26 protein-coding genes are annotated in these 25,508 nt (G+C 67.3%); 12 read left to right on the top strand and 14 right to left on the bottom strand.

All coding sequences use genetic code 11. The annotated features are described in order from the left end of the window. The first annotated feature begins 261 nt into the window (after positions 1–261). Positions 262–1,125, top strand: a complete 864-nt coding sequence (locus tag AC4AMJ_RS27220) for an HAD family hydrolase (protein ID WP_489897978.1) — start codon at positions 262–264, stop codon at positions 1,123–1,125. 874 nt (positions 1,126–1,999) lie between these two features. Here the strand turns inward: AC4AMJ_RS27220 and AC4AMJ_RS27215 are convergent. Further along, on the bottom strand, positions 2,000–2,755 hold the full coding sequence (locus AC4AMJ_RS27215) for a Fic family protein (RefSeq protein ID WP_489897979.1): 756 nt from the start codon (positions 2,753–2,755) through the stop codon (positions 2,000–2,002). A 183-nt stretch (positions 2,756–2,938) separates the two neighbouring features. Between AC4AMJ_RS27215 and acs the strand changes: the two genes are divergently transcribed. The 3 genes from acs to AC4AMJ_RS27200 all read left to right on the top strand — a co-directional run bounded on the left by acs (position 2,939) and on the right by AC4AMJ_RS27200 (position 6,544). Next, a complete protein-coding gene (acs, locus tag AC4AMJ_RS27210) occupies positions 2,939–4,891 on the top strand; it encodes an acetate--CoA ligase (RefSeq protein ID WP_489916032.1) in 1,953 nt (650 codons plus the stop codon). A gap of 144 nt (positions 4,892–5,035) precedes the next feature. Then, complete coding sequence (locus tag AC4AMJ_RS27205; protein ID WP_489897981.1) at positions 5,036–5,581, top strand: phage holin family protein; 546 nt, start codon at positions 5,036–5,038, stop codon at positions 5,579–5,581. Between the two features lie 3 nt (positions 5,582–5,584). After that, positions 5,585–6,544 carry an alpha/beta fold hydrolase gene (locus AC4AMJ_RS27200; protein WP_489916030.1) on the top strand — a complete coding sequence of 320 codons (960 nt, stop codon included), beginning with the start codon at positions 5,585–5,587 and terminating at the stop codon, positions 6,542–6,544. Between the two features lie 9 nt (positions 6,545–6,553). Here the strand turns inward: AC4AMJ_RS27200 and AC4AMJ_RS27195 are convergent, their stop codons facing one another. The 4 genes from AC4AMJ_RS27195 to nth form a co-directional block, all read right to left on the bottom strand. Beyond that, complete coding sequence (locus tag AC4AMJ_RS27195; protein ID WP_489897983.1) at positions 6,554–7,753, bottom strand: MarP family serine protease; 1,200 nt, start codon at positions 7,751–7,753, stop codon at positions 6,554–6,556. Further along, positions 7,750–8,529, bottom strand: a complete 780-nt coding sequence (locus tag AC4AMJ_RS27190; protein ID WP_489900669.1) for an NUDIX hydrolase — start codon at positions 8,527–8,529, stop codon at positions 7,750–7,752. Before AC4AMJ_RS27190 ends, AC4AMJ_RS27195 begins: the two co-directional genes overlap by 4 nt. A gap of 65 nt (positions 8,530–8,594) precedes the next feature. Further along, the gene (locus AC4AMJ_RS27185) at positions 8,595–9,362 is read right to left on the bottom strand and encodes a TlpA family protein disulfide reductase (protein ID WP_489916028.1); all 768 of its coding nucleotides are present in this window, start codon (positions 9,360–9,362) and stop codon (positions 8,595–8,597) included. Further along, positions 9,359–10,048, bottom strand: coding sequence for an endonuclease III (gene nth / locus AC4AMJ_RS27180; protein ID WP_489918526.1), 690 nt, complete (start codon positions 10,046–10,048; stop codon positions 9,359–9,361). Before nth ends, AC4AMJ_RS27185 begins: the two co-directional genes overlap by 4 nt. A gap of 292 nt (positions 10,049–10,340) precedes the next feature. On the opposite strand from nth, the gene AC4AMJ_RS27175 reads away from it, so the two are divergent. Then, complete coding sequence (locus AC4AMJ_RS27175) at positions 10,341–10,613, top strand: hypothetical protein (protein WP_489897986.1); 273 nt, start codon at positions 10,341–10,343, stop codon at positions 10,611–10,613. 186 nt (positions 10,614–10,799) lie between these two features. After that, positions 10,800–11,474: a Crp/Fnr family transcriptional regulator gene (locus AC4AMJ_RS27170; RefSeq protein WP_006330855.1), complete on the top strand. Its 675-nt coding sequence runs from the start codon at positions 10,800–10,802 to the stop codon at positions 11,472–11,474. A 143-nt stretch (positions 11,475–11,617) separates the two neighbouring features. Here AC4AMJ_RS27170 and AC4AMJ_RS27165 read toward each other — a convergent pair whose 3' ends face one another. The 7 genes from AC4AMJ_RS27165 to sp36 form a co-directional block, all read right to left on the bottom strand. Next, positions 11,618–12,478 (bottom strand): MBL fold metallo-hydrolase, encoded by an 861-nt coding sequence (locus tag AC4AMJ_RS27165; protein ID WP_489916026.1) that lies wholly within the window; start codon positions 12,476–12,478, stop codon positions 11,618–11,620. Positions 12,479–12,522: 44 nt separating this feature from the next. Then, on the bottom strand, positions 12,523–13,668 hold the full coding sequence (locus tag AC4AMJ_RS27160; RefSeq protein WP_489918525.1) for a flotillin family protein: 1,146 nt from the start codon (positions 13,666–13,668) through the stop codon (positions 12,523–12,525). Between the two features lie 133 nt (positions 13,669–13,801). Beyond that, the gene (locus tag AC4AMJ_RS27155; protein ID WP_489900672.1) at positions 13,802–14,008 is read right to left on the bottom strand and encodes a hypothetical protein; all 207 of its coding nucleotides are present in this window, start codon (positions 14,006–14,008) and stop codon (positions 13,802–13,804) included. 61 nt (positions 14,009–14,069) lie between these two features. Beyond that, on the bottom strand, positions 14,070–15,347 hold the full coding sequence (locus AC4AMJ_RS27150) for an MFS transporter (protein ID WP_489897988.1): 1,278 nt from the start codon (positions 15,345–15,347) through the stop codon (positions 14,070–14,072). Positions 15,348–15,552: 205 nt separating this feature from the next. After that, positions 15,553–16,311: a sulfite exporter TauE/SafE family protein gene (locus tag AC4AMJ_RS27145; protein WP_489897989.1), complete on the bottom strand. Its 759-nt coding sequence runs from the start codon at positions 16,309–16,311 to the stop codon at positions 15,553–15,555. A gap of 7 nt (positions 16,312–16,318) precedes the next feature. Next, entirely contained in the window at positions 16,319–16,792 is a 474-nt protein-coding gene (locus AC4AMJ_RS27140) for a RidA family protein (RefSeq protein WP_489897990.1), read from the bottom strand. A 6-nt stretch (positions 16,793–16,798) separates the two neighbouring features. After that, the gene (sp36, locus tag AC4AMJ_RS27135; protein ID WP_004022081.1) at positions 16,799–16,963 is read right to left on the bottom strand and encodes a Sp36 family protein; all 165 of its coding nucleotides are present in this window, start codon (positions 16,961–16,963) and stop codon (positions 16,799–16,801) included. 78 nt (positions 16,964–17,041) lie between these two features. Between sp36 and bagA the strand changes: the two genes are divergently transcribed. Then, the gene (gene bagA, locus AC4AMJ_RS27130; RefSeq protein ID WP_489897991.1) at positions 17,042–18,067 is read left to right on the top strand and encodes an ATPase BagA; all 1,026 of its coding nucleotides are present in this window, start codon (positions 17,042–17,044) and stop codon (positions 18,065–18,067) included. After that, complete coding sequence (gene bagB / locus AC4AMJ_RS27125; protein ID WP_489897992.1) at positions 18,068–19,165, top strand: ATPase BagB; 1,098 nt, start codon at positions 18,068–18,070, stop codon at positions 19,163–19,165. An 86-nt stretch (positions 19,166–19,251) separates the two neighbouring features. Here the strand turns inward: bagB and AC4AMJ_RS27120 are convergent, their stop codons facing one another. Continuing rightward, complete coding sequence (locus AC4AMJ_RS27120) at positions 19,252–19,566, bottom strand: WhiB family transcriptional regulator (RefSeq protein ID WP_489897993.1); 315 nt, start codon at positions 19,564–19,566, stop codon at positions 19,252–19,254. Positions 19,567–19,916: 350 nt separating this feature from the next. Here AC4AMJ_RS27120 and AC4AMJ_RS27115 point away from each other — a divergent pair, with 350 nt between their 5' ends. The 3 genes from AC4AMJ_RS27115 (at position 19,917) to AC4AMJ_RS27105 (ending at position 24,489) form a co-directional block, all read left to right on the top strand. After that, positions 19,917–22,367 carry a penicillin-binding protein gene (locus tag AC4AMJ_RS27115; RefSeq protein ID WP_489897994.1) on the top strand — a complete coding sequence of 817 codons (2,451 nt, stop codon included), beginning with the start codon at positions 19,917–19,919 and terminating at the stop codon, positions 22,365–22,367. 77 nt (positions 22,368–22,444) lie between these two features. Continuing rightward, a complete protein-coding gene (locus tag AC4AMJ_RS27110; RefSeq protein WP_489897995.1) occupies positions 22,445–23,422 on the top strand; it encodes a metallophosphoesterase in 978 nt (325 codons plus the stop codon). A 368-nt stretch (positions 23,423–23,790) separates the two neighbouring features. Then, entirely contained in the window at positions 23,791–24,489 is a 699-nt protein-coding gene (locus tag AC4AMJ_RS27105; RefSeq protein ID WP_489916024.1) for a haloacid dehalogenase type II, read from the top strand. 1 nt (position 24,490) lies between these two features. Here AC4AMJ_RS27105 and AC4AMJ_RS27100 read toward each other — a convergent pair whose 3' ends face one another. Continuing rightward, positions 24,491–24,916, bottom strand: coding sequence for a nitroreductase family deazaflavin-dependent oxidoreductase (locus AC4AMJ_RS27100; protein WP_489897997.1), 426 nt, complete (start codon positions 24,914–24,916; stop codon positions 24,491–24,493). Between the two features lie 180 nt (positions 24,917–25,096). On the opposite strand from AC4AMJ_RS27100, the gene AC4AMJ_RS27095 reads away from it, so the two are divergent. Further along, entirely contained in the window at positions 25,097–25,498 is a 402-nt protein-coding gene (locus AC4AMJ_RS27095) for a DUF7144 family membrane protein (protein ID WP_489897998.1), read from the top strand. The last annotated feature ends 10 nt before the right edge of the window (positions 25,499–25,508 follow it).

Raw genomic sequence — 25,508 nt, 5'->3', positions numbered from 1 at the left:
CGAAACCGGCCGTAGATAGAGGACGACCCCGGCCAGGGGGGGAGGAGGCCGGGGTCATCGCGTTTCAGCCCCGGGGGGTCGGGCTGAAAGGCACCGGTATCAACCGGTTATGGCCGACTATACACACCGGTTTTCGATCATTGCAACCACAACGAACGCGCACGCCAGGTCACATTTTCATATCACTGCCTGCGCTTTCAGGCTGCATCAACGTTGCATGGGGGCTATCGCCCGAGCGCACCGAGACCGTAGTCTGACCTCGTGACGGACACCACGCCACAGTCGTCTGATGCCACAAAGCCGGCGTCGGCGCCTGACGGCACTCGACGGGTCGCAGCGTTCTTCGACCTCGACAAAACGGTCATCGCGAAGTCCAGCGCACTGGCGTTCACGCGCCCGTTTCTCGCCGAGGGCCTGATCAACCGCCGTGCGGTGCTCAAGTCGAGCTACGCCCAATTTCTCTTCCTGGTGACCGCGGCCGACCACGATCAGGTCGAGAATCTCCGGCGCCACGTCACGGACATGTGTCGCGGATGGGATGTCGAACAGGTCCGTGCGATCGTCGAGGAGACGCTGCACGACATCGTCAATCCCCTGGTGTTCGCCGAGGCGGCCGAACTCATCGCCGACCACCAGTCGCGCGGTCACGAGGTCGTGTTGGTGTCGGCGTCGGGCCGCGAGATGGTCGAACCGATCGGGAAGCTGCTGGGCGTCGACCACGTGGCGGCCAGCCGGATGGAGGTCGTCGACGGCCACTACACGGGCGAGCTCGAGTTCTACTGCTACGGCGTCGAGAAGGCCGCGGCGATGAACGAGCTCGCGCAGGTCCGCGGCTATGACCTCACCGCGTGTTACGCCTACTCGGACTCGGCCACCGACCTCCCCATGCTCGAGGCCGTGGGCCACGCGTTCGCCGTGAATCCGGACCGCCAACTACGCCGGCGAGCCGTCGACGAGGGGTGGGCGGTCCTGAGCTTTCATCGACCGATCCCGCTGCGCGCACGCATCCCCACACCGTCGTCGCGCATGGCCGCAGCGCTGGCACTGGGCGCTGGTGTGGCGGCGGTCAGCGGCGTCGGAGTGCATTCGATCCTCCACCGGCGGAACCGCGATCGCAGCGCCTGATACCACAACAACACCACCGAATGTTGGTCCGAAAGGCCCTTGATGTGACCGCAGTCACGGTGTACAAAAGGTGTTACGGAAACTCGGAAGGCAACGTTCGATCCGGAAGAGAAGGAGCGGACCCCCACGCCGAGCACTTCCCAGCACGGGCGGCAAGCACCCACGCGGAGCGCGCCGCATAGAGGCAAAAGCGTTGTGCGCCTGCGAAATCGTAGGTCGACAAGGCAATCCGGTGACCATCAACGGGCCGTAGACCGGGAGCGCGAAGAGTTCCCGTCGAGCCGGACGAATCGATCCGATCATCACGGACCACCAGGTTCGCGCGACGGAACGAATCGATCCGAAAATGCTCGATCCAACTGCACGGCACCGTAATTCGTAAATGGTTCACACCGGGGCGAACCGGTCGATTCTTCGTTCAATCGCCGAGGCGATCCCACAACCCAACCAAGCACGCTTGGTAACTTGGGTCCGTGCTACGCGGGCGGCAGCCTGACCGGTTCACCGGTCACGGACGCCGCCCGCAGTGCTGTGTCCAGCACCCCGTCCCCCACCCCCGTGCGTTCATCCGCACGTTTTGCGTTCCCCCGCTGGAAGTTTCGCGCGGAACCCTTCGTGACGCGTCGCTCGTACCTCGCGAGGCTCCTCAGGGACCGGGGTCAGAACCAGCGCCCGCCCGCGAAGCTCCTCAGGGACCGGGGTCAGAACCAGCGCCCGCCCGCGAAGCTCCTCAAATGACCGGGGTCAGAACCAGCGCCCGCCCGCGAAGCTTCCTCAAATGACCGGGGCCAGAACCAGCGCCCGCCCGCAAAGCTCCTCAAATGACCGGGGCCGAACCGGCGAACGAACGCCCAGGGGCCGCTGGGTGGGGTCCTCAGCCGGCGCGCGCGGCGTCGGCGATGGACCGGGCCTCGGCGGCGCCGGCCTCGAACGCGTCGCAGCACAACAAGATCCACGCGCCGACCCCCTCCGGCGTGCCGTCGGCGAAGCCTGCGGAGCGGGTCCGGTACTCGTCGAGCCGCCGCAACCACGTCACCTCCGGTACGCCCAGGTTGTGTGGATCGAGTCCCGTCGACGTGCACACCAGCCGGGATGCGGCGCGTGCCACCACGCCGTTGGCTGTGGGAAATGCCTTCAGGCTCAACAACTCCCCGTGCACGACGGCGGCGAGTACCGGCGCCGGCGCCGACGTCGCGCCGGTGATCAGCTGGCCGAGCAGGTTGAGGCGCTCGGCGACGCCGGGTTCGGCGCTCGGCCTGCCGAGGTCATCCGGATCGTCGACGAGATCGGCCGCGGCCAGCATGTGCAGACGGGCGATGGCCTGCGCAGGTGCGCGCCGAAACACCGCGGTGAGCTGCTCGAGGGCGTCGCCGTCGAGCGCCTGGGCCACTCGCATCGCGCCGGCCAGCAGCGGATCGTCGTAGTCACCGTCCCGACGCAGCTCGACGCTCCCCCCGTCGATCGCCGCCGACGACCGACCGGCCCGCCACGACGCCTCCGTCGAGGTCTTGTCCCAGCCACGGAGGTTGGCCGGGTGACGGTGCACCGCACTGAGGGAATTGCGCGCCCGTTCGGCGGCGTCGGCGACGCCGGGAAGGTCCAGCAGGGGCGCCAAGGGATCGGGACTCACGCCTTCCCACCATAATGAGCGTGCCGCTCGTCGTGCCGACCGGACCATTCGTCGCGGATACCCGGCGATCCGGCGGACAGGCAGCTGCAACGGGGTTCCAACGTGACTACCCTCACAATCAGAACCCGGCATGAACACACGTCACGCCATCTTGTCGTCGATAGTGAAAGGCACACCTCACCGATGTCTCCCGCCACCACTTCGTCTGCCCAGAGCTATCCGCCGTCGGCGGAGTTCGCCGCCCAGGCCAATGCCACCGCCGAGATGTATGACCGCGCCGATGCGGACCGCCTGGAGTTCTGGGCCGAGCAGGCCCGCCGGCTGGACTGGGACACCGATTTCGACCAGGTGTTGGATTGGTCGGAGGCCCCGTTCGCGAAGTGGTTCGTCGGCGGCAAGCTGAACGTCGCCTACAACTGCGTGGACCGCCACGTCGCCGCAGGCAAGGGTGACCGGGTCGCGATCCATTGGGTCGGCGAGCCCGGCGACTCCCGCGACCTGACGTATGCGCAGCTCAAGGACGAGGTGTCCAAGGCGGCCAACTACTTCACCGCGATCGGTCTGACCGCCGGTGACCGGGTAGCGATCTACATGCCGATGGTCCCAGAAGCCCTGATCTCGATGCTCGCCTGTGCCCGCCTCGGCCTGACCCATTCGGTGGTGTTCGCCGGCTTCTCTGCCGGCGCCCTGCGGAGCCGGGTCGATGACGCCGAGGCCAAGCTGGTCATCACCACCGACGGTCAGTACCGCCGCGGCAAGCCGGCGCCGCTGAAGACCGCCGTCGACGAGGCGTTGGGCAGCGGCGACGATGCCGCGAAATCGGTGGAGAAGGTGCTGGTGGTGCGACGCACCAACCACGACCCCGATCTCAACTGGGTGCAGGGCCGCGACGTGTGGTGGGACGACACCGTCGCCGAACAGTCGACCGACCACGAACCCGAGGCATTCGACGCCGAGCACCCGCTGTTCCTGCTGTACACCTCCGGTACCACCGGCAAGCCCAAGGGCATCGTGCACTCCTCGGGCGGCTATCTGACCCAGGCGTCCTACACCTTCCACTACGTGTTCGACCACAAAGAAGGTCGCGACGTGTTCTGGTGCGGCGCCGACATCGGCTGGGTGACCGGGCACTCCTACCTCGTCTACGGCCCACTCTCCAACGGCGCCACCGAGGTGGTCTACGAGGGCACCCCCAACTCCCCCAACGAGCACCGGCATTTCGAGATCATCGAAAAGTACGGCGTCACCATCTACTACATCGCCCCGACGTTGATCCGCACCTTCATGAAGTGGGGCCGCGAGATCCCCGACGCCCACGACCTGTCGAGCGTGCGCCTGCTCGGCTCGGTGGGTGAGCCGATCAACCCCGAGGCGTGGAAGTGGTACCGCGAGGTCATCGGCGGTGACAGTGCCCCCATCGTGGACACCTGGTGGCAGACCGAGACCGGGGCGATCATGATCTCCCCGCTGCCCGGGGTCACCGCCGCCAAGCCCGGCTCGGCGATGAAACCGCTGCCCGGCATCTCCGCCAACATCGTCGACGATGCGGGTAAACCGGTCGGCGCCGGCGAACAGGGCTATCTGGTGCTCGATCAACCGTGGCCGTCGATGCTGCGCGGCATCTGGGGCGATGAGGACCGTTTCCGCGAGACCTATTGGTCCCGCTTCGCCGAACAGGGCTGGTACTTCGCCGGTGACGGCGCCCGCTACGACGACGATCACGCGTTGTGGGTGTTGGGCCGCGTCGACGACGTCATGAACGTCTCCGGCCATCGCATCTCCACCGCCGAGGTCGAATCGGCGCTCGTCGGGCACTCCGGCGTCGCCGAGGCCGCTGTCATCGGCGCCGCCGACGACACCACCGGCCAGGGCATCGTCGCGTTCGTCATCCTGCGTGAAGGCATCGAGAACACCGGCGACCAACTGATCATGGAACTGCGCGAACAGGTCTCCATCGAGATCTCCCCGATCGCCAAACCCCGCGAGATCAACGTCGTGCCCGAACTTCCCAAGACCCGCTCCGGCAAGATCATGCGACGACTCCTCAAAGACGTCGCCGAGGGGCGCGAACTCGGCGACACCTCCACACTGGTCGACCCGTCGGTCTTCGAAGCGATCCGGCAGCGAAAGTCCTGACCGCCCCCGCAAACACAGAACGAGTGCGCCGTCGGACGATCCCGTCCGACGGCGCATCTTTCTGGTCCATCCCGGGTGGGCAGCAGACCTCGGTCGGCCCGGCATGGCAACATATGCTCTCGACACCGAGTTACGGAGGATGCTGTGAGCCGCAACGAGCACGGCCCAACCGATCGGGAGGCCGGGTCGATCCCGTCCATCCCGTTGTCGGACCCCACTCTCGGCCGTAACGGCGAACCCACCATCGGGAACCTGGTCAAGGACGCGACCGCAAGTGTGTCGACCCTGTTCCGGTCCGAGGTCGCGTTGGCGAAGGCCGAGCTGGTCGGAGAGGCGAAGAAGGCGGGCGCCGGCACCGGCCTGCTGGTCGTCGCCGGGGTGATGGCTCTCTATTCGAGCTTCTTCTTTTTCTTCTTCCTCGCCGAACTGCTCGACAACTGGATGCCGCGATGGCTGGCTTTCCTGATCGTCTTCCTCATCCTGGTGGCGATCACCGTGGTGATGGCGATCGTGGGGTACGTCCTCTTCCGAAAGGTTCGTGGGCCGAAGAAGACCATCGCCAGCGTCAAGGAGGTCCCGTCGGTCCTGCCCGGTGCTCATCCGGCGTCGTCGGGAACGAAGTCCGCACCGAAGACCTCCCCGGGCGAACACCCGGAACTGCCGCGGGCCCACGACCCCGCCAAGGGGTGAGCCTTGGCCGGACCGCCTGACCCTTCCAGCGTCCGCGTCCCCGGCTCCTGGCATCACTTCGACGTCCGCGCCAACGGTCTGCGCTTCCACGCCGTGGAAGCGCAGGAACGCGGGTTGGCGGACCGCCCGCTCGTCCTGCTCCTGCACGGCTTCGGCGAGTTCTGGTGGAGCTGGCGGCATCAGATCACCTCACTGACCGACGCCGGATTCCGTGCGGTCGCCGTCGACCTGCGCGGCTACGGCGATTCCGACAAACCACCGCGCGGTTACGACGGCTGGACACTGGCCGGTGACACCAACGGGCTCATCAGGGCACTCGGCCACGACGACGCGACACTCGTCGGGCACGCGGACGGCGGTCTGGTCTGCTGGGCCACGGCCACGCTGCATCCGCGCGTGGTCAGCCGGGTGGCGGTGATCGCCTCACCGCATCCGCGCGCGCTACGGCGACTGGTGCTCCGCGACTCCGCCCAGCGGTCGGCATTCCTGCCCGGGTTCCTGCACAACCAGCTCCCCCGCATCGGGGAGCGGCACCTGACCCGCGATGACGGCGCCTACATCGCCGACTATTTCCGCGCCCGCGGGTCGGCCGCCTGGCAGGCCACCGGCGACTACACGGAGACCGTCGAACGAAACAGGTCGGCGGTCCAGATCCCGTACGTCGCGCACTCCAGTCTGGAATACCGGCGCTGGGCGTTCCGCTCCCAGTTCCGTCCCGACGGCGCCCGCTTCATGGACCTGATGAACCAACGACTGCACATCCCGGTACTCGCGCTGCGTGGCCGCGACGACCCGTACATTCTCGACCACTTGATGACGGCGAGCCACCGCTGGGCCGCCCACATGGATTACCGGCAGATCGATGACAGCGGGCACTTCGCCCATCAGGAACAGCCCGATGCGGTCAGTGAGAAGCTCGTCGGCCTGCTCGAACTCGACCCGGCCGCTCAGCCACCGACCTGACGCCCGCGCTCAAGCGTGCACGCACGACTCCGTGCTGACTCGCGACGAGAGGTTCTCCGAGTCGACGAAGTTCTGCTGGACCTGCTTGGCGGTCAGCACGAAACCGGTCTGGTCGGCGGTGTCCTCGGCGGCACCGAAGACCACACCGAGCACCTGTCCCTGGGCGTTGATCATCGGACCACCCGAATTGCCCTGCCGGATCACGCCGCGCACCGTGTACACCTCGCGCAGTATCTGCCCGGTCCGGTAGATGTCGGGTCCGGACAAGTTGATCTTGTCGCGGACACGCACCGCGCTCACCGCGAACGGCCCCGCCTCCGGATAGCCCATCACGATCGCGTCGTCGCCGGTCTGCGCTTCGGTGTCAGCGAAGTCGAGCGCGGGCGCCGTGAGGCCGGGGACGTCGAGGACGGCGATGTCGTTGTCGCTGTCGAACAACACGACCCGCGCCGACAGCTGCTGTCCGGCGGGTGAGGTCACACTCAACCGACGCGTCCCGGCGACGACGTGCGCGTTGGTCATCACACGTTCCGGCGACACGACGAATCCGCTGCCCTCGAGCGCCTGCCGGCAACTCGGTGCGGTGCCCTCGATCTTGACGACACTGGGCCGGGTCTGGTTGACCACCGGCAACTGCAGAAGAGCGGGATCGGGCGGTCCGACCTCGGCGACGGGGGTACGGCCGAACGGTCCGATCACCTCCGGCAAACCCGAATTGTCCAGCAGGGCGCTGAAATCCTTGGGGAGGTCGCGCAGCCACTGCGGCGCCAACACGTCCACACCACCGAGTACCTTGGAGCCACGCACCGCGGTCGACACCTGGGTCTCGCTGGAACTGCTCAACGGGATCGCCAGCAACCACGCCGCGATCAGCACGGCGGTCACCTGCAGCACCGAGCCGATCACACTGTCGACCCGACGGACCCCACGCGACCGGATACCGCCGCGTGCGGCTCGGCCCAGGATCATCCCGGACACCTCGCCGACGATGATCAGTCCGACCAGGATGAGCACGCCGACCAGGAGCCGCGTGGTCTGGTCGTCGAAGTTCGAGATGACGTGGGGCGCAAGCAGAATCCCCGCGACCGCACCGAGGATCACGCCCAGGAAGGCCATCGCGGACGCCACCGCGCCCTGCCGGTAGCCGCTGGCGGCGGCGAGGAAGGCGATCAACAGGACGATGAGGTCAACCCATGTGGATCCGCTCACCGACGCCCGTCCTCACCGTGTTCGCCGTCCCCGACGAACTGTCGCATCGACTCCGGCAACACCGCCGCGGGCCCGAGGGTCTGCGGACTCCCGGCCGCCTCGATCGCCGCGTCCAACGGCCGGACATCGTCCTTGTCCCAGGGCACGTCCCACCCCGCGACCTCGCTCATCGCCGCGATCAGACCACCGGTGAATCCCCACACCAGCAAACCGTCGACCATGAACGCCGGTCCGCGATAGGCGCGCGCGCCCAGTACATTTCGCTGCACCTGGAATCGACTCTCCGGCGCCAGCAGCGCCCGCAGGTTGACCCGCGCGACCCGGGCGGTTTCCCCGGTGTCCATCACGCGAACATGCCCCGGCTCGCGCCAATGCGCCAGCACCGGGGTGACGTCGAACGCCGACACCGGTACCGGGAACGACGGCAGGTTCGCCAGGACGTCGACGCCGTCGGCGACCAGCCCGGTCTCCTCGGCAGCCTCCCGCAGCGCCGTGCCGACCGGGAACTCGTCGCCGGGGTCGACCCCGCCACCGGGGAATGCGACCTGCCCGCTGTGCTGACGTAACGTCGGCGCACGCTCGGTGAGCAGGATCTCGGCGTCCGGCGGCAGGCCGCCAGGGTGATCGCGCGCCTCGTCCCAACTGCCCGCGAGGAGCACCAGGACCGCGGCATCGCGGCGGTTCCGATCGAGGATCGACGCCCAGCGGGTCCTATCCCCGCCCCGGTTGAGCACGGATTCGGTCACCTTGGTGACGTCGGCGGTGAGCCGGCGCATCCACGGTGGGATCTGTTCGGTCGGCACCAGTGGGCCGGTGATGGGATGGTGACCGTCCTCGGATCTCACGTCGTCACCCCCAGGTACTGCTGCACCGCGTCGGCGATCTGATCGGGATCGTCGAAGACCTGCGGCAAGACCTTGGCGACCGTGCCGTCGGCGCGCACGAGGATCGTCGACGGGAACACCCGCGGCGCACCGAGGGCCGCGGCGATCTTCGCCTCGGTGTCCAGCACCGCCGGCAGATGCACCCCGTTCTCGTCGAGGAACTGCAACGCCATGTACGGGTTCTGCGCCCCCTCCTGCGCGTGCACGGTGAGCACGGTCAGCTTGTCCCCCGCGCGCTGCGCGTAGCTGTCGAGCACCGGCAGCTCCCGTCGGCACGGCAGACACCAGACCGCCCACATGTTCACCAACATCGGTTTGCCCGCGGTGCCGGTACCCGCGTCGTAGTCAGCGCCGTCGGCCAGACAGGGCACGTGCACACCGGCCAGCGCCGCCTGCGCTCCCTCCGGCAGACCGGTCACCGGGCAGGGGGGTAACGCGGCGTCGCGTCGTGCCTGTGCCAGCTGGGCGTCGTCGGCCTGCGCGTCGGTGGCCCGTGGGCCGGACACGCTCGGCCCGGTGGCCGTTGCCCCGTTCGACGTCGAACCCGTGTCCGCACCGCGATCTCGTGGCCAGATCGCCACCACCAGGGCGAGGATCACGATGACGAAGACGATGGTCCAGCGCGCCGATGCGGGAAACCGGCTTCCGGATCGTCGGGGAGGTGGCGGCGGTGCGGAGTCGTCTTCGCCGTGGCCGGCCTCCGCGCTGGTCGGGGTCGGGTTCACTGCGTCGCGAGTCCCGCCAGATCCAACAGATGTTCGGTCTCGGGACCCTTCACCAGCTTCGCGGCCTCTGCCTTGTCCATCGGACCGGCGCCCACCGAGGGGCAGTCCTTCGCCAGGATGCAGACCCCGCAGGCCGGTTTGCGGGCATGGCACACCCGGCGACCATGGAAGATCACCCGGTGCGACAGGTCGGTCCACTCCTTGCGCTCGATCAGTTCGCCGACGGCGTGCTCGATCTTGACCGGATCGGTCTCCTCGGTCCAGCGCCACCGGCCGACGAGCCGGGCGAAGTGGGTGTCGACGGTGATGCCCGGCACCCCGAAGGCGTTACCGAGGACCACGTTGGCGGTCTTGCGACCGAATCCGGGCAGGCTGACCAGCTCTTTCAGCGTGCTCGGCACCTCGCCGTCGAAGCGTTCGACGAGTGCCTGACCGAGTCCGATGATCGAGTTCGCCTTGTTGCGGTAGAAGCCGGTGGTCCGGATCATCTCCTCGAGTTCGGTGCGGTCGGCTTCCGCGTAGGACCGTGCACTGGGGTACTTGGCGAACAGCGCCGGGGTCACCATGTTGACCCGGACGTCGGTGCACTGCGCCGACAGGATGGTCGCCACGGACAACTCCAATGGCGTGGTGAAGTCGAGTTCGCAGTAGACATGCGGGAACGCGACCTGAAGGTTCCGGTTCATCCGCCGCGCCCGGCGCACCAATCCGAGGTGGGTCTCGACCCCGGCGCCTCGTCCACGTCGGCTGCGGACTGGTGTGGTCGGCTCCGTCACCGGGGTGGCGTCGGTCGTCTTGCGTGGGGTCACGCAATTCAGGTTAGCCACGTCGACGACACCGGACCCACGGAGACCTCGCAGGACCTTCCGGAATGGTCGGTCACGGCGCGACACCGGCTTGGTAAGCCTTGGTAACAAGTCAGTGAAGGCAGGCCTTCTGGTTGGCGGTTGGGAGAGCCGATTGTGTTTACTGGTCCTCATGCAAGGTCTCGCCGCGCTTCTGTTCCCGGCCGTCCTGATGCTCTTTGCACTGGCGATGGAGAAGGTTCAGGCACGGATCGACCGGCTCGCTGTGTCCCGCGACCACGTCGAGGAATTTCTCGAGTCGGCTGATGCCCGAAACGTCGACACGCTGGCCAAAGAGGGCTTCCCGGCAGCGTTGGACGAGTTCCGCAGCAGGCGCACCAAAGGAGATTCGGCCACCGCAGACGCCGACGCCATCTTCTCGTCGTCCCCGCAGCGCGCCAGCTGACCCGCGAAACTTCGGTTCAGACGAACGCGCCGACTCGCCGCAATGGTCCGGCCAGTGACCCATTCAACACTTATGCTTGGCCTGAGGGTAGCGTTGCACGGGGCAACACAGCAGCAGGCAGTGCGTTTACGAGATCCTGTGTGTGGTTGTCATGCGAGTGTGGTTAGGACGAGAAAGGTTCCTTAGGTGGAGGACGTACTGGCGCGGGCGGGCATATTTCAGGGTGTCGAGCCCTCTGCCGTCGCGGCGCTGACCAAACAGCTTCAGCCGGTTGATTTCCCTCGTGGGCATGTGATCTTCCACGAAGGTGAACCCGGTGACCGGCTCTACATCATCCTGTCCGGCAAGGTAAAGGTCGGGCGTCGCTCCCCGGATGGCCGCGAGAACCTGCTGACGATCATGGGACCGTCGGACATGTTCGGCGAGCTCTCGATCTTCGACCCCGGACCGCGGACGTCGTCGGCGACGACGGTGACCGAGGTGCGCGCGGTGTCGATGGACCGCGATGCGCTGCGGGCGTGGATCAAGGACCGCCCGGAGATCGCCGAGCAGCTGCTGCGCGTGCTCGCACGTCGTCTACGCCGCACCAACAACAACCTCGCCGACCTCATCTTCACCGACGTCCCCGGCCGTGTCGCCAAGCAGCTGCTGCAGCTCGCCCAGCGCTTCGGCACCCAGGAGGGCGGCGCCCTGCGCGTGACGCATGACCTCACGCAGGAGGAGATCGCCCAGTTGGTGGGCGCTTCCCGCGAGACCGTCAACAAGGCGCTCGCCGACTTCGCCCAGCGCGGATGGCTGCGCCTCGAGGGCAAGAGCGTGCTGATCGCGGACTCCGAGCGCCTGGCGCGCCGCGCGCGGTAGCAGCGCGTCGTCCCGCGGTAACCCACGCGTCCTCCTGCTGGTCGAGCAGCCGCGTACGTAGTGAGTGGCGTATCGAAACCCGGTTCGGGGATCTCGATACGCCACCTCGCTGCCGCTCGTCGGCTACTCGATCAGCATGCAGCTCAGCGGTCCCGTAGGTAATCCAGCTGCGCCTTGACCGACATCCTGGCCGCCGGCCAGAGCTTCTTGTCGACGTCGGCGTAGACCTTGCGCACGACCTTCATCGGCTTGGCCTTGTGGGCCGACACCCCGAGGTCGTCGAGGGCCGCGACGATCTGGTCGATGCGCTCTTCACGATGGGCCTTGTAGTAGCGCGCGACGGGACCCACCACGGGGTGGTCGGGTCCGTGCGCCGGAAGGAGCACCGCCTCCTCCCCCTCGACGATGATCCGATTGATGGAGTTCAGGTAGTCGCGCAGGGTGCCGTCCGTCGGGTCGATCACGGTGGTCCCGCTGCCGAGGATCGTGTCGCCGGTGAGCAGTGCGCGCTGCCCGTCGTGATCTACGAGGAAACTCACGGAGTCGCCGGTGTGCCCGGGAGTGTGCAACACGGTGATCCGCAGCCCCGCGACCTCGATGACCTCCCGATCGGCCAACGCCGGTGCGTCGTGGCTGAACGTGGACAAGCGTGCCCGGACCGGGGCATCGACACGCTTGCGAAGACGCTTGATGGCTCCGGTGTGGTCGAAGTGACGGTGGGTGATCAGCACCAGGGCAATACCCGGCTGCTCGGCGATCCGCTTGACGTGGCCCTTCTTGTTCGGTGGCCCCGGATCGACGATCACGCACTCGGGATGGCCGGGTGCCCGCAGAATCCAGGTGTTGGTGCCCTCGAGCTCCATGTTGCCCGGGTTGTTGCAGAGCAACACCGACGCGAACGGCGTCACCTCGCGGACGACACCGTAGGCCGGGTGGACCGGTGCCGACGTGGCTTCCGTTCCGGCGTCGGACATATCCCCGTCGGTCGACCCCTTGTCACTCATGCCTTCCGACATTACTCACCGGCCCACCCGATCCCCGGGTCACCTCACCCCTGAACGACATCCGACGACGAGGATCGATCGACATTGTTGACCACATCGTCGACGACCTTCGGCGCGAACTCGCTCTGCAGACTCCTCAGCAGCGCGGCACCCTGCGTCACCACCCCGGTCATCATCTCGTTGACCCCCTCGGCACCGTTGAACACGGTCAGGTTCGACGACCCGAGCCCCTTCGCGATCTCCCCGACCAGCGCAGGCAACTGTTCGATGATCTGCTGATCGAGCGCTATGCGATTGTTCTTCGCGGCTGCGGCGGACTGGATCTCGACGGCCCGCGCCTCCGCCTCGGCGATGATCTGTCGGCGGCGGGCTTCCGCCTCGGCCGGCTTCACGACCTCGGAGATCAGCTGCTGCTCACGCAGATCCGCCTCGGCCTGAGCCAGCACCGATTGTTCGCGGATGATCTCCTGGTTCACGCGGGCCTCCGCGAGCGGACCCGCCTGAGCGGCCTCGGCGTTGGCCTTGTCGGTCTCGGACTTGATGTGGGCGCGTTTGATCGCGGTCTCGCGTTCGTAGTCGGCCTGGTTGCGCAGCGACTCCTGCTGGGCCTTGGCCGCCTCCTGGTCGGCCTTGGCACGTTCGACCGCGGCCTCACGCTGCACCTTCGCGATATTCGGGGCGGCCAGCGCATTGATGTACCCGGAATCCATGTCATCGATCGACTGGATCTGGAACGAATCCACCACCAGACCGATCGAGCCCATCTCCCGCTTCGACGCCTCGAGCACCTGACGTGCCAGGGTGTCACGCTCGCGGATGATCTGCTCGACGGTCATCGAACCGACGATCGACCGCAGATGGCCCGAGAAGACCTGTCCCGTGAGCTGATTCATCTCGTCCTCCTGCTCGGAGATGAAGCGCTGCCCGGCATTCACGATCGACGCGACGTCGCTGCCGACCTTGTGGGCGATGACCGCGCGCACGTTGAGCTGAATACCCTGTGTCGTCACACAGATCTCGCGGATCTGCGCCTCGTGCAGGGCCATCGAGAGATAGCGCACCTTGCGGAAGAACGGCATCACCCATTTGCCGTGGCCGACGACCACGGCGAACGGTGCGCCGTCGGCCTCGGATTTCTTCCCCGAGATCAGCATCGCCTCATCGGGTTCGGGAACGTGGTAGCCGAGCATGGTGCCCCTCCTCAGTCGTCGCGCACGCACGACCAGCCGTCGGGCGTTCACACGAATCACCTCTTTGACGCGTCATGCTACGGCGCCGGTTCCGCAGGTGTCGTTCGCCCAGCCGACCCGAATGGTTGCCGGGTCACACCGCAGGCAACGCCATCCATCGCTCGACGTCGACGATCCGCCCGGGCCGCACCCCGATGACGAGGACGGTCTCGTCGGTGGCGATGGGCTCGGCGGCGATCGCGAGGAATCGTTCGGTGCCCCCGGCCAATCCCAGCTCGACCTCACCGAGCGCGTCGCCGCCGCCGATCGCCAGGGTCACCACGCCCGTCGCACCGATCATGTCCACCGCCCACCACCTCGAGTCGGGTTGGCACAACCGTAGACAATGCGTCCGGCGGCCGTCAGCTGGGCCGGTCCAGCAGAAGATAGGCTGCGGTCGCGATGCTGAGGGCGCCGGCCGCCAGGACGAGCACCGGGTACCCGAACACACCGACGACGACTCCTGCCACCGCCCCGGCCACCGCACCCGCGAGGCTCATGGACGTGTCGGCGATGCCCTGTACGCGTGGACGCACGGCGAGCTCGACGCTGTCGGTCAGCATGGTCGAACCGGCGACGGTCGCCGCCGACCAGCCGAGACCGAGCAGGACCAGTGCCACGACCAGGCCGACCTGGCTGCGGTTGCACGCAAATCCGGTGATGCACGCGGCGAGCAGCAGGGCCTGGCCGATCAGCACCGTGGGCACGCGGCCCAGGCGATCGGTGAGCAGGCCCATCAGTGGGGCCAACGCATACATCCCCGCGACATGGGCACTGATCGACAGCCCGACCACCGTCAGCGTCGCACCGCCGTGACTCATGTGCACGGGGGTCAGTGCCATCACCGCCACCATGACCGCGTGCGCCGAGACCACCGATGCGACCGCGTTCCGCGCGCCCGGGGTACGCCGGATCGTCTGGAAGCCCTGCGCCAGGGACGGTCTCGTGGTCTCGGTCGAACTCGACCCGCGCTCCGCGACGACCAGCGGGTCGGGTCGCAGACCGACCAGGAGCACCACGGCTGCCGCAGCGGTGCCGGCGGCCCCGATGACGAACGGTCCGGCGAGTTCATCGATGTGCAGCAGGCTCGCCAGATCCGCCCCCACCGGAAGCAGTGCCGGACCTGCGACGGCTCCCACCATGGTCATCCAGACCACCAGCGAGAGATCCCGGCCACGGGTTCGGGTCGACGCGAGATCGGTTGCGGCGAAGCGTGACTGCAGGCTCACCGCGGTCCCCGAGCCGACACCGGCCATGCCGACGAGAAACAACGCGAACCACCCGAGGTCGACCGCCGTGGCGGAGACCAGGGCGCCCGCCGCCGCGATCGCGAAACCGGTGGCCAGCGCGGGCCGACGCCCCGACCGCTGGGCCAGGCCGGCCAACGGCAGGCCCGCCGCGGCCGCACCGAGCGTCAGCACGGTGGTGGGCAGCCCGGCCAACGACTCGGTACCGGAGAGCCGCTCGCCGAGAATCGCACCGAGGGCCAGCGCGGCGCCCATTCCGAGACCGCCCAGCACCTGGGCCAGACACAGCAGCGCGACCGTGCGTCGCTGAATCCGTCGGATCGCGTCGTCGCCGAGGTCTCTCGGCGCGGCGGTCTGGGCCGGCGTCCGATCGGGAGAGGCGCGATTCGTCACCTGCACAGCGTCGCCCGAATCCGCCCGAGGCGCCAGTACCCATCGGCTCGATGCCGCAGCCCCCGCCGCCCGCCATCCCGGATCTCCGTTGGTGCTCCACGTCGGCGAAGGCGACGTCTCGACCGGTACGGGCCTCACGGCAGCGGCCGAACCGACATCGGATGTCGTTGTCGCCGCACGCCTATCGCAACAGCTACCGGAACGGTCAGTCCACCGCCAGGTCATATCCCAATTTCGCCACCATCACGACGACGACGGTGAGCAACACCCAGCGCACGAACCGGTTGCCACGACCGATCGCCATGTGCGCACCGAGTTGGGCACCCGCGATGTTGGCGACCGCCAGTCCGATGCCCAGCAGCCACAGGACGTTGCCCTGCCAGGCGAACACCGCCAGGGCACCCAGATTGGTGCCGGTGTTGATCACCTTCGCCATTGCCGAACTCTCCAGGAACCCGGTGCCCACCAGCGCGGTGAGGCTGATGATCAGAAACGTCCCGGTGCCGGGCCCCATCACCCCGTCGTAGAAGGCGATCACCACGCCGGCCAGGACGAGTCCACAGATCACCGACCACCGCGGCCGCTCCCGCGCGAGGCCCGATCCGAAACCCGGGTTGAGCGCCACGAACAACCCGACGGCGACCAATAGACACAGCACGATGGGGGTGAACAGCCCGGCAGGCAACCTACTGGCCGTATACGCGCCCAGCCCCGCGAAGAGGACGGCGCTGACGAAGACCGGAGCGAGTCGTCGAAAATCGACGGTGAGGCGTCGGGCATAGGCAAAGGCCGCCGACGACGTTCCGAAGACCGCGGCCAGCTTGTTGGTACCGAGCGCGGTCGCGGGCGCCAGACCGGGGTAGGCGATGAGCAGCGCCGGGATCAGCACCAGACCACCACCGCCGACGACGGCGTCGACCCACCCGGCCGCGGCGGCCGCCGCGATCAGGAGTGCGACGTCCACGTAGTGCTCAGGCGACCTCGACGATCAGCTCGACCTCGACGGGAGCTCCCATCGGCAACTCGGCGACACCGACCGCCGACCGGGCGTGCACTCCGGCATCGCCGAAGACCTCGCCCAGCAGGTCGGAGGCGCCGTTGATCACCGCGGGCTGACCCGTGAATCCGTGCGCCGACGCCACGAAACCCACAACCTTGACGACCCGCACGACCGCGTCGATCCCGACCAGCGCGTCGATCGCCGCCAGGGCGTTGAGCGCACACTGCCGCGCGGCGGCGTTCGCCTGTTCGGGGTCCACCACCCCCTCCGCGCCTTCATGGACCTTGCCGGCGACATCGAGTTTGCCGTCGACGATGGGAAGTTGGCCCGCGGTGTAGACGAGGTTCCCGGTGCGCACGGCCGGGGTGTAGCTGGCCACCGGCGTGACCACCGGCGGAAGCGTGATGCCGAGTTCGACGAGTCGCTGCGACCACGTGGTTGCCATACGGATCTATCCCTTCGGACGCTTCAGATAGGCGACGTGCTGCTCACCGGTCGGACCGGGCAGCACGCTCACCAACTCCCAGCCGTCGGCACCCCACTGATCGAGGATCTGCTTGGTGGCATGCGTCAGCAACGGCACCGTCACGTACTCCCACGCGGTCACTTCACTCATGGACCCACCCTAATGCCCGGCGTCGCCAATGCCCGCAGTGGGCATTGCCGGGTTCGCCCTAGTCGATATGGTGATGCAGTGGTGAACGAGACACCGCCCGTGGACTCCGGGCACGTCAACGAATGGCCCGACTCCGCCGGCCGCGCGCGCCTGCACTTCGTGTCCGGCAAGGGCGGCACCGGCAAGACCACCATCGCCGCGGCGTTGGCCCTGGCGCTGGCCGCCGACGGCAAAAAGGTACTGCTGGTGGAATGCGAAGGCCGGCAAGGGATCGCACAGCTCTTCGACGTCCCGCCACTGCCCCCGACGGACACGCGCATCGCGACGGCATCGGGTGGCGGAGAGGTCTCGGCGCTCGCACTGGACATCGAACACGCACTGCTCGAGTACCTCGACATGTTCTACAACCTGGGGTTCGCCGGGCGGGCCATGAAACGTATCGGGGCGATCGACTTCGTCACCACGGTCGCCCCCGGCCTGCGTGACGTGCTCATCACCGGCAAGATCAAGGAACGCATCATCCACACCGACAAGCAGGGCAAACGGATGTACGACGCCGTCGTCGTCGATGCCCCGCCCACGGGCCGGATCGGCAACTTCCTCGACGTCACCCAGGCGATGGCCGACCTCGCCAAGACCGGCCCCATCCGCAACCAGAGCGAGGGTGTGGTGAAGCTGCTGCACTCCGAGGACACCGTGGTGCACCTGGTGACACTCCTGGAGGCGATGCCGATCCAGGAAACCGTCGAGGCGGTCACCGAACTGCAGGCGAAGAACCTCACTGTCGGGACCCTGATCATCAACCGCGTCAATCCGACCCATCTCCCGCACGGCACGATCGACGAGATCGCCGAAGGACGCATCGACGCGCCGCGGGTCGTCGAACATCTGTCCGCCGCCGGCCTGCACCTCTCCGACGCCGACCTGTCCGGCCTGCTCACCGAGACCATCGAACATGCGACGCGGCTCCAAGCGCAGCAGGTGGCCAAGGCCCAGCTCGACGAGGTGGAGCTGCCGACCCTCGAGCTGCCGACGCTGGGCGACGGCATCGACCTCGGTTCGATCTACGAGCTGGCGAACCTCCTACAGAAGGCAGGTGCGTAGATGCCGCTCGACCTGAAGATGGCGACGGTGCTGACCGACCCGGCCACCCGCGTGGTGATCTGCTGCGGTGCCGGCGGCGTCGGCAAGACCACCACCGCCGCCGCCATGGCCCTGTACGCGGCCGAGCAGGGACGCACCGTCGCGGTGCTCACCATCGACCCGGCCCGACGGCTCGCCCAGTCCCTCGGGATGTCCGAGCTCACCAACGAACCGCAGCCGGTGGACGTGCCGGGCGCGAGCGGCAGCCTCGACGCGATGATGCTCGACATGCGGCGCACCTTCGACGAGATGGTCATCGAGTACTCATCGCCGGAGCGTGCCGCGGCGATCATGGAGAACTCCTTCTATCAGACGATGGCGTCGTCGTTCTCCGGCACGCAGGAGTACATGGCGATGGAGAAGCTCGGCAAACTGATCGAGCGCGACCACTGGGACCTGATCATCGTCGACACCCCGCCGTCCCGGAACGCGTTGGATTTCCTCGACGCCCCGCAGCGGCTCGGATCGTTCCTGTCGGGTCGGCTGATGAAGGTGCTGGTCGGCGGCGGGCGCGGGGTGGGGCGGATGGTGACGGGGGCGATGAGTCTGGCCATGCGCGGTGTCTCCACGATCATCGGCGGCGAGATGCTGCGGGACGTGGCGATGTTCGTCCAGTCCCTCGACTCGATGTTCGGCGGGTTCCAGGACCGCGCACTCAAGACCTACCAATTGCTCAAGCAGCCCGGCACCCAGTTCGCGGTGGTTGCCGCCGCCGAACCGGACGCGCTGCGTGAGGCGGCGTTCTTCGTCGATCGGTTGTCGGAGGAGCGCATGCCGCTCGCCGGGTTGATCCTCAATCGCACCCACCCCAACCTGACGTCGATCTCCGAGTCGTCGGCGAGGGCCGCGTTGGAGACGGTCGAGGACGACCTGACCCGCGGTGTGCTCGAGATCCATGCCGACCGGGCGGCGACCGGTAAGCGGGAGCTGCATCTCCTACAGCGGTTCACCGCCGCGCATCCCGCGGTTCCCATCGTCGGGGTTCCGTCGCTACCGTTCGAGGTCGCCGACATGGTGGCCCTGCGCGCCGTCGCGGAACAGATCACCAGCCGAGGCTGACGCAGCCGGGACCACCGGCCGGACCACGAAAATGGCCGACCCGGTTCGGGTCGGCCATCGGTGTCATCTGTTCATGTGTGCGCGGTTCACACCGCGTCGGCCTGGTGCCGACGTCGCTGGGCCTCGAAGAACTGCGCCCACGAGGTGACCTCCGGATGCTGTCGCAGCAATGCCCGCCGCTGCCGCTCGGTCATGCCTCCCCAGACGCCGAACTCGACCCTGTTGTCGAGGGCATCGGCACCGCATTCGAGCTGCACCGGGCAGTGCCGGCAGATCGTCGCGGCCTTTCGCTGAGCCGCCCCTCGGACGAACAGGTCGTCGGGGTTCGCTCCCCGGCACCGAGCTTGTGAGACCCACATCAATCGAGCATCGTCTCCGGTGGAAACTGCCGCCATCGCCATCCGCCGACCCCTGTCTGTCGTTGCGTCTCGCCGGTTCCGTCTCAACTCTTCGCGGTCCCGACGGTCCTGACCGGAATGCTCCCAACCGACTCCACTCGCGCCGGCCACACGCGTCCGCACCCTCAGTGCGCTTCACATCTGCCATCGAGTGTTAGGTGAGTCACATTCTGCACTCAATCTAAGGATCTGTGCATGACAGCGCAAGCCCTGCAGCAAAGAAAATGGCACCATCGTCCAAACAAGTCACATAACCCCAGCTCATCGCTGTTGTTGTTTGGTTGGCTAACCTCGCGACCTCCCCGAGACGCACGGTCAGACGATGTTTTGACCATCACACGTATCCTGTGCGTGTGCCGAACTCGAAGAAGCTGTGGCCGCTGGCCGGTGCGTGTCTGCTGGCCGGTGTCCTGGTCGCCGGATTGCTCTATCCCGTGGCGAGCGGTCTGGGCGTGGTGTCGAATCGGGCGGCCTCCGCGGTGGAGAACGTCTCGTCCGAATTGCTCAACGGCACTCTGCCCGAGGTCACCACCATGACCGACTCGGCCGGCAATCCCATCGCACTGCTCTTCGACCAGTACCGCTACCAGGTGGGCTACAACGACATCTCGCCGGACATGATCCGCGCGATCATCTCCATCGAGGACCGGCGCTTCCTCGAGCACGACGGCGTCGACTGGAAGGGCACCATCCGTGCGGCACTGAAGAACTCGTCGTCGGGCGAGGTGCAGCAGGGCGCATCGACCCTGGACCAGCAGTACATCAAGAACTATCAGCTCCTGGTCCTGGCACGGACCGAGGCGGATCGTCAGGCCGCGATCGAGACCACGCCGGCGCGCAAGCTGCGTGAGGTCCGGATGGCTCTCACGATGGAGCAGTCCCTGATCGATCAGGCGAAACGGGACAAGGGTCTCGACGACGCGGCCGCCAAGCAGGAGGCCAAGAAGCAGATCGTCACCCGCTACCTGAACGTGGTCCCGTTCGGCAACAACTCCTACGGCATCGAGGCCGCCGCACAGACGTACTTCGGCCGGCACGCCAAAGACCTCAACCTCGAGCAGTCGGCGCTGCTCGCGGGCCTGGTCCAGTCGAGCTCGGCACTCGATCCCTACACCAATCCCGAAGCGGCGATGAACCGGCGGAACACGGTCCTCGACACCATGATCGAGAACTTCCCGGCCCGCCGTGACGAGATCATCGCCGCCAAGGCCAAGCCTCTGGGCGTGTTGCCGCAGCCCGAACTCCCGACGCAGGGCTGTATCGCCGCGCGCAACAACGGATTCTTCTGCGACTACGCCTTGCAGTTCCTGGCCGAGAACGGGATGTCGAGGGACTCGGTGATGCGCGGCGGATACATCATCCGCACCACCATGGACCCCGACGTCCAGCGGTCGACCATCCGTGCGGTCCAGGCGCAGGCCGATCCGCGGGCGGACGGCGTCGCCGACGTGATGAGCGCCATCCGGCCGGGCACGAAGTCGCACGACATCCTCGCCATGGCGTCCAGCCGTATCTACGGACTCAACCAGAAGGCCGACCAGACGGTGCAGCCCCAGCCGTTCTCGATGGTCGGCGACGGCGCCGGTTCGGTGTTCAAGATCTTCACCACCGCTGCTGCCATGGAGAAGGGACTCGGCGTCGCGTCGAACATCCCGGTTCCCGGGTTCATCGCGGTCGAGGGCATGGGTAACAGCAGTGGGAACGGCTGCCCGGAGAACGCGTATTGCGTCAAGAACGACGGCAAGTACCCCGCGTCGATGTCGGTGACCCAGGCACTCGCGCAGTCGCCCAACACCGCTTTCGTGAAACTGCTGCAGCAGGTGGGTGTGAAACCGGCCGTGGACATGGCCGTCCGGCTCGGGCTGCGGTCCTACACCGTGCCGGGGTCATCGGGCTACGGCGACAAGAGCATGGCCCAGTACGTCAAGGACGGCAACTTCGGTTCGTTCACCCTCGGCCCGCTGCCGATCAACGGCCTGGAGCTGTCGAACGTGGCCGCCACACTGGCCTCCGGCGGCACCTGGTGCCCGCCGAACCCGATCGCCTCGATCAGCCGCATCAAGCGGGATCAGTACGGCAATCCGGTGATGGACCCGAACGGGCAGCCTGCGCTGACCGCGGTCCCGTTCAACGCGCCGGGGTGTGAGCAGGTCGTCGAGAAGGGTCTGGCCAACACACTGGCCAACGCGCTGAGCCAGGACGACAAGGGCGGCGGCACCTCGGCCGGCGCTGCCGGGTCGCAGGGATGGACGTTGCCGGTGTCGGGCAAGACCGGCACCACCGAGGCCCACCGGTCGTCGGCGTTCCTGGGATTCACCAACGACATCGCCGGCTCCGCGTACGTCTACAACGACGGCCCCAACCCGACCGGCATCTGCAGCAGCCCGCTGCGTCAGTGCTACGACGGCAATCTCTACGGCGGTATGGAACCCGCCCGCACGTGGTATCAGGCGATCAAGCCGGTGGCCACCAAGTTCGGGCCGGTGCGACTGCCGCCGACCGATCCCCGCTACATGCGGGGCAGTGACCGCGGGCGCATCCCGAACGTCAGCGGCCTCACCGCGAGCGCGGCGACGTCCCGCCTGCAGGGCGCCGGATTCAAGGTGAACCAGCTCGACGTCGACAGCAATCGACCGCAGGGCACCGTGGTGTTCACCGCACCGTCGGATTCGGCGATGCCCGGCAGCCTGATCACCATCTACGTCAGCAACGGTCGTCGCTCCGACAACGACTCGCCGGGTCCGACGGAGACCACCGTGCAGGTACCCGGGGTGGGACCGGTCGTGATCCAGCTGCCGGGCTGATCGGGCGCGTCCGGCGGATCCCGGCCGTCGGGAAAACCCCGGGGCATCAGGGGCCCAGGTCTGCGTATCCTGGATGAATGCTCCACCTCGACAACGCCCTCACCCGCCGCGCCGCGGCCGCGCCGGTCGTCGGCGGGCTGGCCGGTTTGGCCGCCGCCGGACTGTTCTACTCGACGGTGATCGAACGCAATGCGTTCACGTTGCGACACAACACGCTCGCCGTCCTCGAGCCCGGTGCCGCCCCGCTGCGTGTGCTGCACATCAGTGACCTGCACATGACCCCCCATCAGCGGCTCAAGCAGGCGTGGGTTTCCGAGCTCGAGGCGCTCGAACCAGACATCGTGATCAACACCGGCGACAATCTCGCCCATCCGCAGGCCGTGCCGTCGGTCATCCAGTCGCTCGGGGGGTTGCTGTCACGGCCGGGGCTGTTCGTGTTCGGCTCCAACGACTACTTCGGACCGCGACCGAAGAATCCGTTCCAGTACTTCAACACCGACCACACGCGGACCTTCGGGGATCCGCTGCCCTGGCAGGATCTGCGCGCCGCGTTCACCGAACGCGGCTGGCTCGACGCCACGCACACGGTTCGTGAGCTCGAGGTCGGCGGCGTCCGGGTGGTCGCCGCGGGCGTCGACGACCCGCACATCGAGCGCGACCGCTACGAGACCATTGCCGGGCGGCCCAACCCGCTCGCGCACCTCCGCCTGGGTCTGACCCACTCGCCGGAACCGCGCGTGCTCGACCGTTTCGCCGAGGACGGCTACGACCTGGTGATGGCCGGGCACACCCACGGCGGCCAGCTCTGCCTGCCGTTCATCGGCGCGCTGGTCACCAACTGCGCCATCGACCGCTCCCGGGTCAAGGGTGTGTCCAATTGGGGATCGACGATGAAGCTGCACGTCAGCGCCGGGCTGGGCACCTCGCCGTACGCACCGGCCCGCTTCTGCTGTCGGCCCGAGGCCAGTCTGCTCACCCTGACCCCGGTCTCGCACGGCGACGCCGACGTCGCCGAGGACCACTCGCTGCCGCAGTTGGCGACCGAGATCAGCTGACGACGACGGGTTCGCCGCGCAACGAGCGATGCGTCACCACCGATCCCTCAGCAGCCTCGCGCGCAACGAGCGAAGCGTCACCACCCGATCCCTGAGGAGCCTCGCGAGGAACGAGCGATGCGTCACCACCGATCCCTGAGCAGCCTCGCGAGGAACGAGCGATGCGTCACGAAGGGCCCTTCGTGACGGTCCTCCGCTAGCGCTCCGGACCTCCTCAGGGACCGAAGTGGCGACGCATCCTCCGCTAGCGCTCCGGACCTCCTCAGGGACCGACGTGGCGACGCATCCTCCGCCAGCGCTCCGGACCTCCTCAGTGGTGACGGTCCTCCGCAGGGAACCGGTGGTCGACGCCCACTACCATCGACCTCGTGACCGTTTTCGATGATGTCCGCGTGCTCGCCTTCGACACGTTCGGGACGGTCACCGACTGGCTCACCGGCATCTCCGGTTCCGTTCGCGACGTCGGCCTCGATGTCGACGCCGAGGAATTCGCCCGCGAGTGGCGGCGGCGGTACGGCCCCATCCTGGCCCGCGTCGAGTCGGGCGAGCTCCCCTGGCGCCGCCTCGACGACCTGCAGACCGAGACGCTGCACGAGGTGGCCGACACCTTCGGCGTCTCCCTCACCGCCGAACAGGCCGCAATCCTCGTGCACGCCTGGCGGACGATCCCCGGCTGGCCCGACGCCGCGCCCGGTATCCGACAACTCAAGCGGCACTTCATCGTCTGCGCCCTGAGCAACGGCACGGTGGCCCTGCTGACCGACATGGCCAAGCACAACGGGTTCGAATGGGACGTCATCGGCGGTTCCGATCTCTGGCGGCATTACAAACCCGCACGCGAAACCTATTGCGGTCTGGCCGATCTGCTCGAGGTCGAACCCGGTCGGGTAATGATGGTCGCCACTCATCAGTCCGATCTCGACGCGGCCCGATCATTCGGCCTACGAACGGCTTTCGTCGAACGTCCGACGGAGTGGGGCCCAGAACCGAAGAACGACAACGGCTCTGCGCAGAACGACGTCCACGCGACCCATCTGCTCGATCTGGCCCGGAAACTCGGCTGCTGACTCAGCCCAGCGTCAGTTCGAGGTAGGGCACCTCATCGATCGACAGTCCGGTCGATTCCTCCACCACCCCGGACAATTCGGCGTACGCCCGCGGGTGGTCGGCGCGGTATCTGGCGACGACGTCGGCTGTGTCGTCGGCGCCGAGCACCCGTGCCGTCGCCGGACTGCTCGACACCCGGCCGATCGACACCCGACAGTGCGGATCCGCTTGCAGGTTCTTGAACCATTGTGAGCGGGTACCGAAGCCGGACGCGATGATGATCCGGTCCGGCACCGGCCGATCGACGGCCTCGAGGACGACGTAGCGGCGTTCACCGGACTTCCGCCCGGTGTGTTCGAGCATCAGCACGCGGCCACCCAACAAGAAACCGAGCCGTGCGCGGTACAGCAGGATCGGCGCCCGCACGAACCATCGAGTCTGGAGCATTCGCGACGCTAAAGACACTGCGTATCACCACTTTCAGGTGTCGCCATGGTTTCGATTAGATGACATCATTCACTCTAGACCACCGCAGTCACGCGCCACAGTGGATGCTGTTGAGGTCCAACTCTTCACGCGCAGCGGGGACGCGATCGCGGCGGCCCGCTCTCGAAAGAAATGAGCGACATGACCACCCACCACGACGACCACCGCGTACAACAGGGCTTCGCCGCCTTCGGGACGATCGGTGCCGCCGTCCTGCTGCTCACCGGCGGCATCATCGGACTCCTGCAGGGCATCTCGGCGGTCGCCAACGACGACCTCTTCGTCGTTGGCGTGCAGTACGTCTACAAGTTGGACCTGACCGCCTGGGGTTGGATCCACATCATCGTGTCGATCCTGGCGATCATCGTCGCGCTGGGTATGTTCACCGGCGCCGCCTGGGCGCGGGTGTCGGCGATCATCATCGCGTCACTGTCGATCATCCTCAACTTCCTGTGGCTCCCGTACTACCCGTGGTGGTCGGTGCTCGTCATCGCGATCGACCTGGTGATCATCTGGGCGGTCGCCACCTGGAGGGCCGCCTGAGTTCCCACGC

This window comes from Gordonia sp. LMA484, from assembly GCF_058129505.1.
Note: the sequence above shows the minus strand (reverse complement) of the source record. Positions and strands in the feature narration are given on the sequence as shown.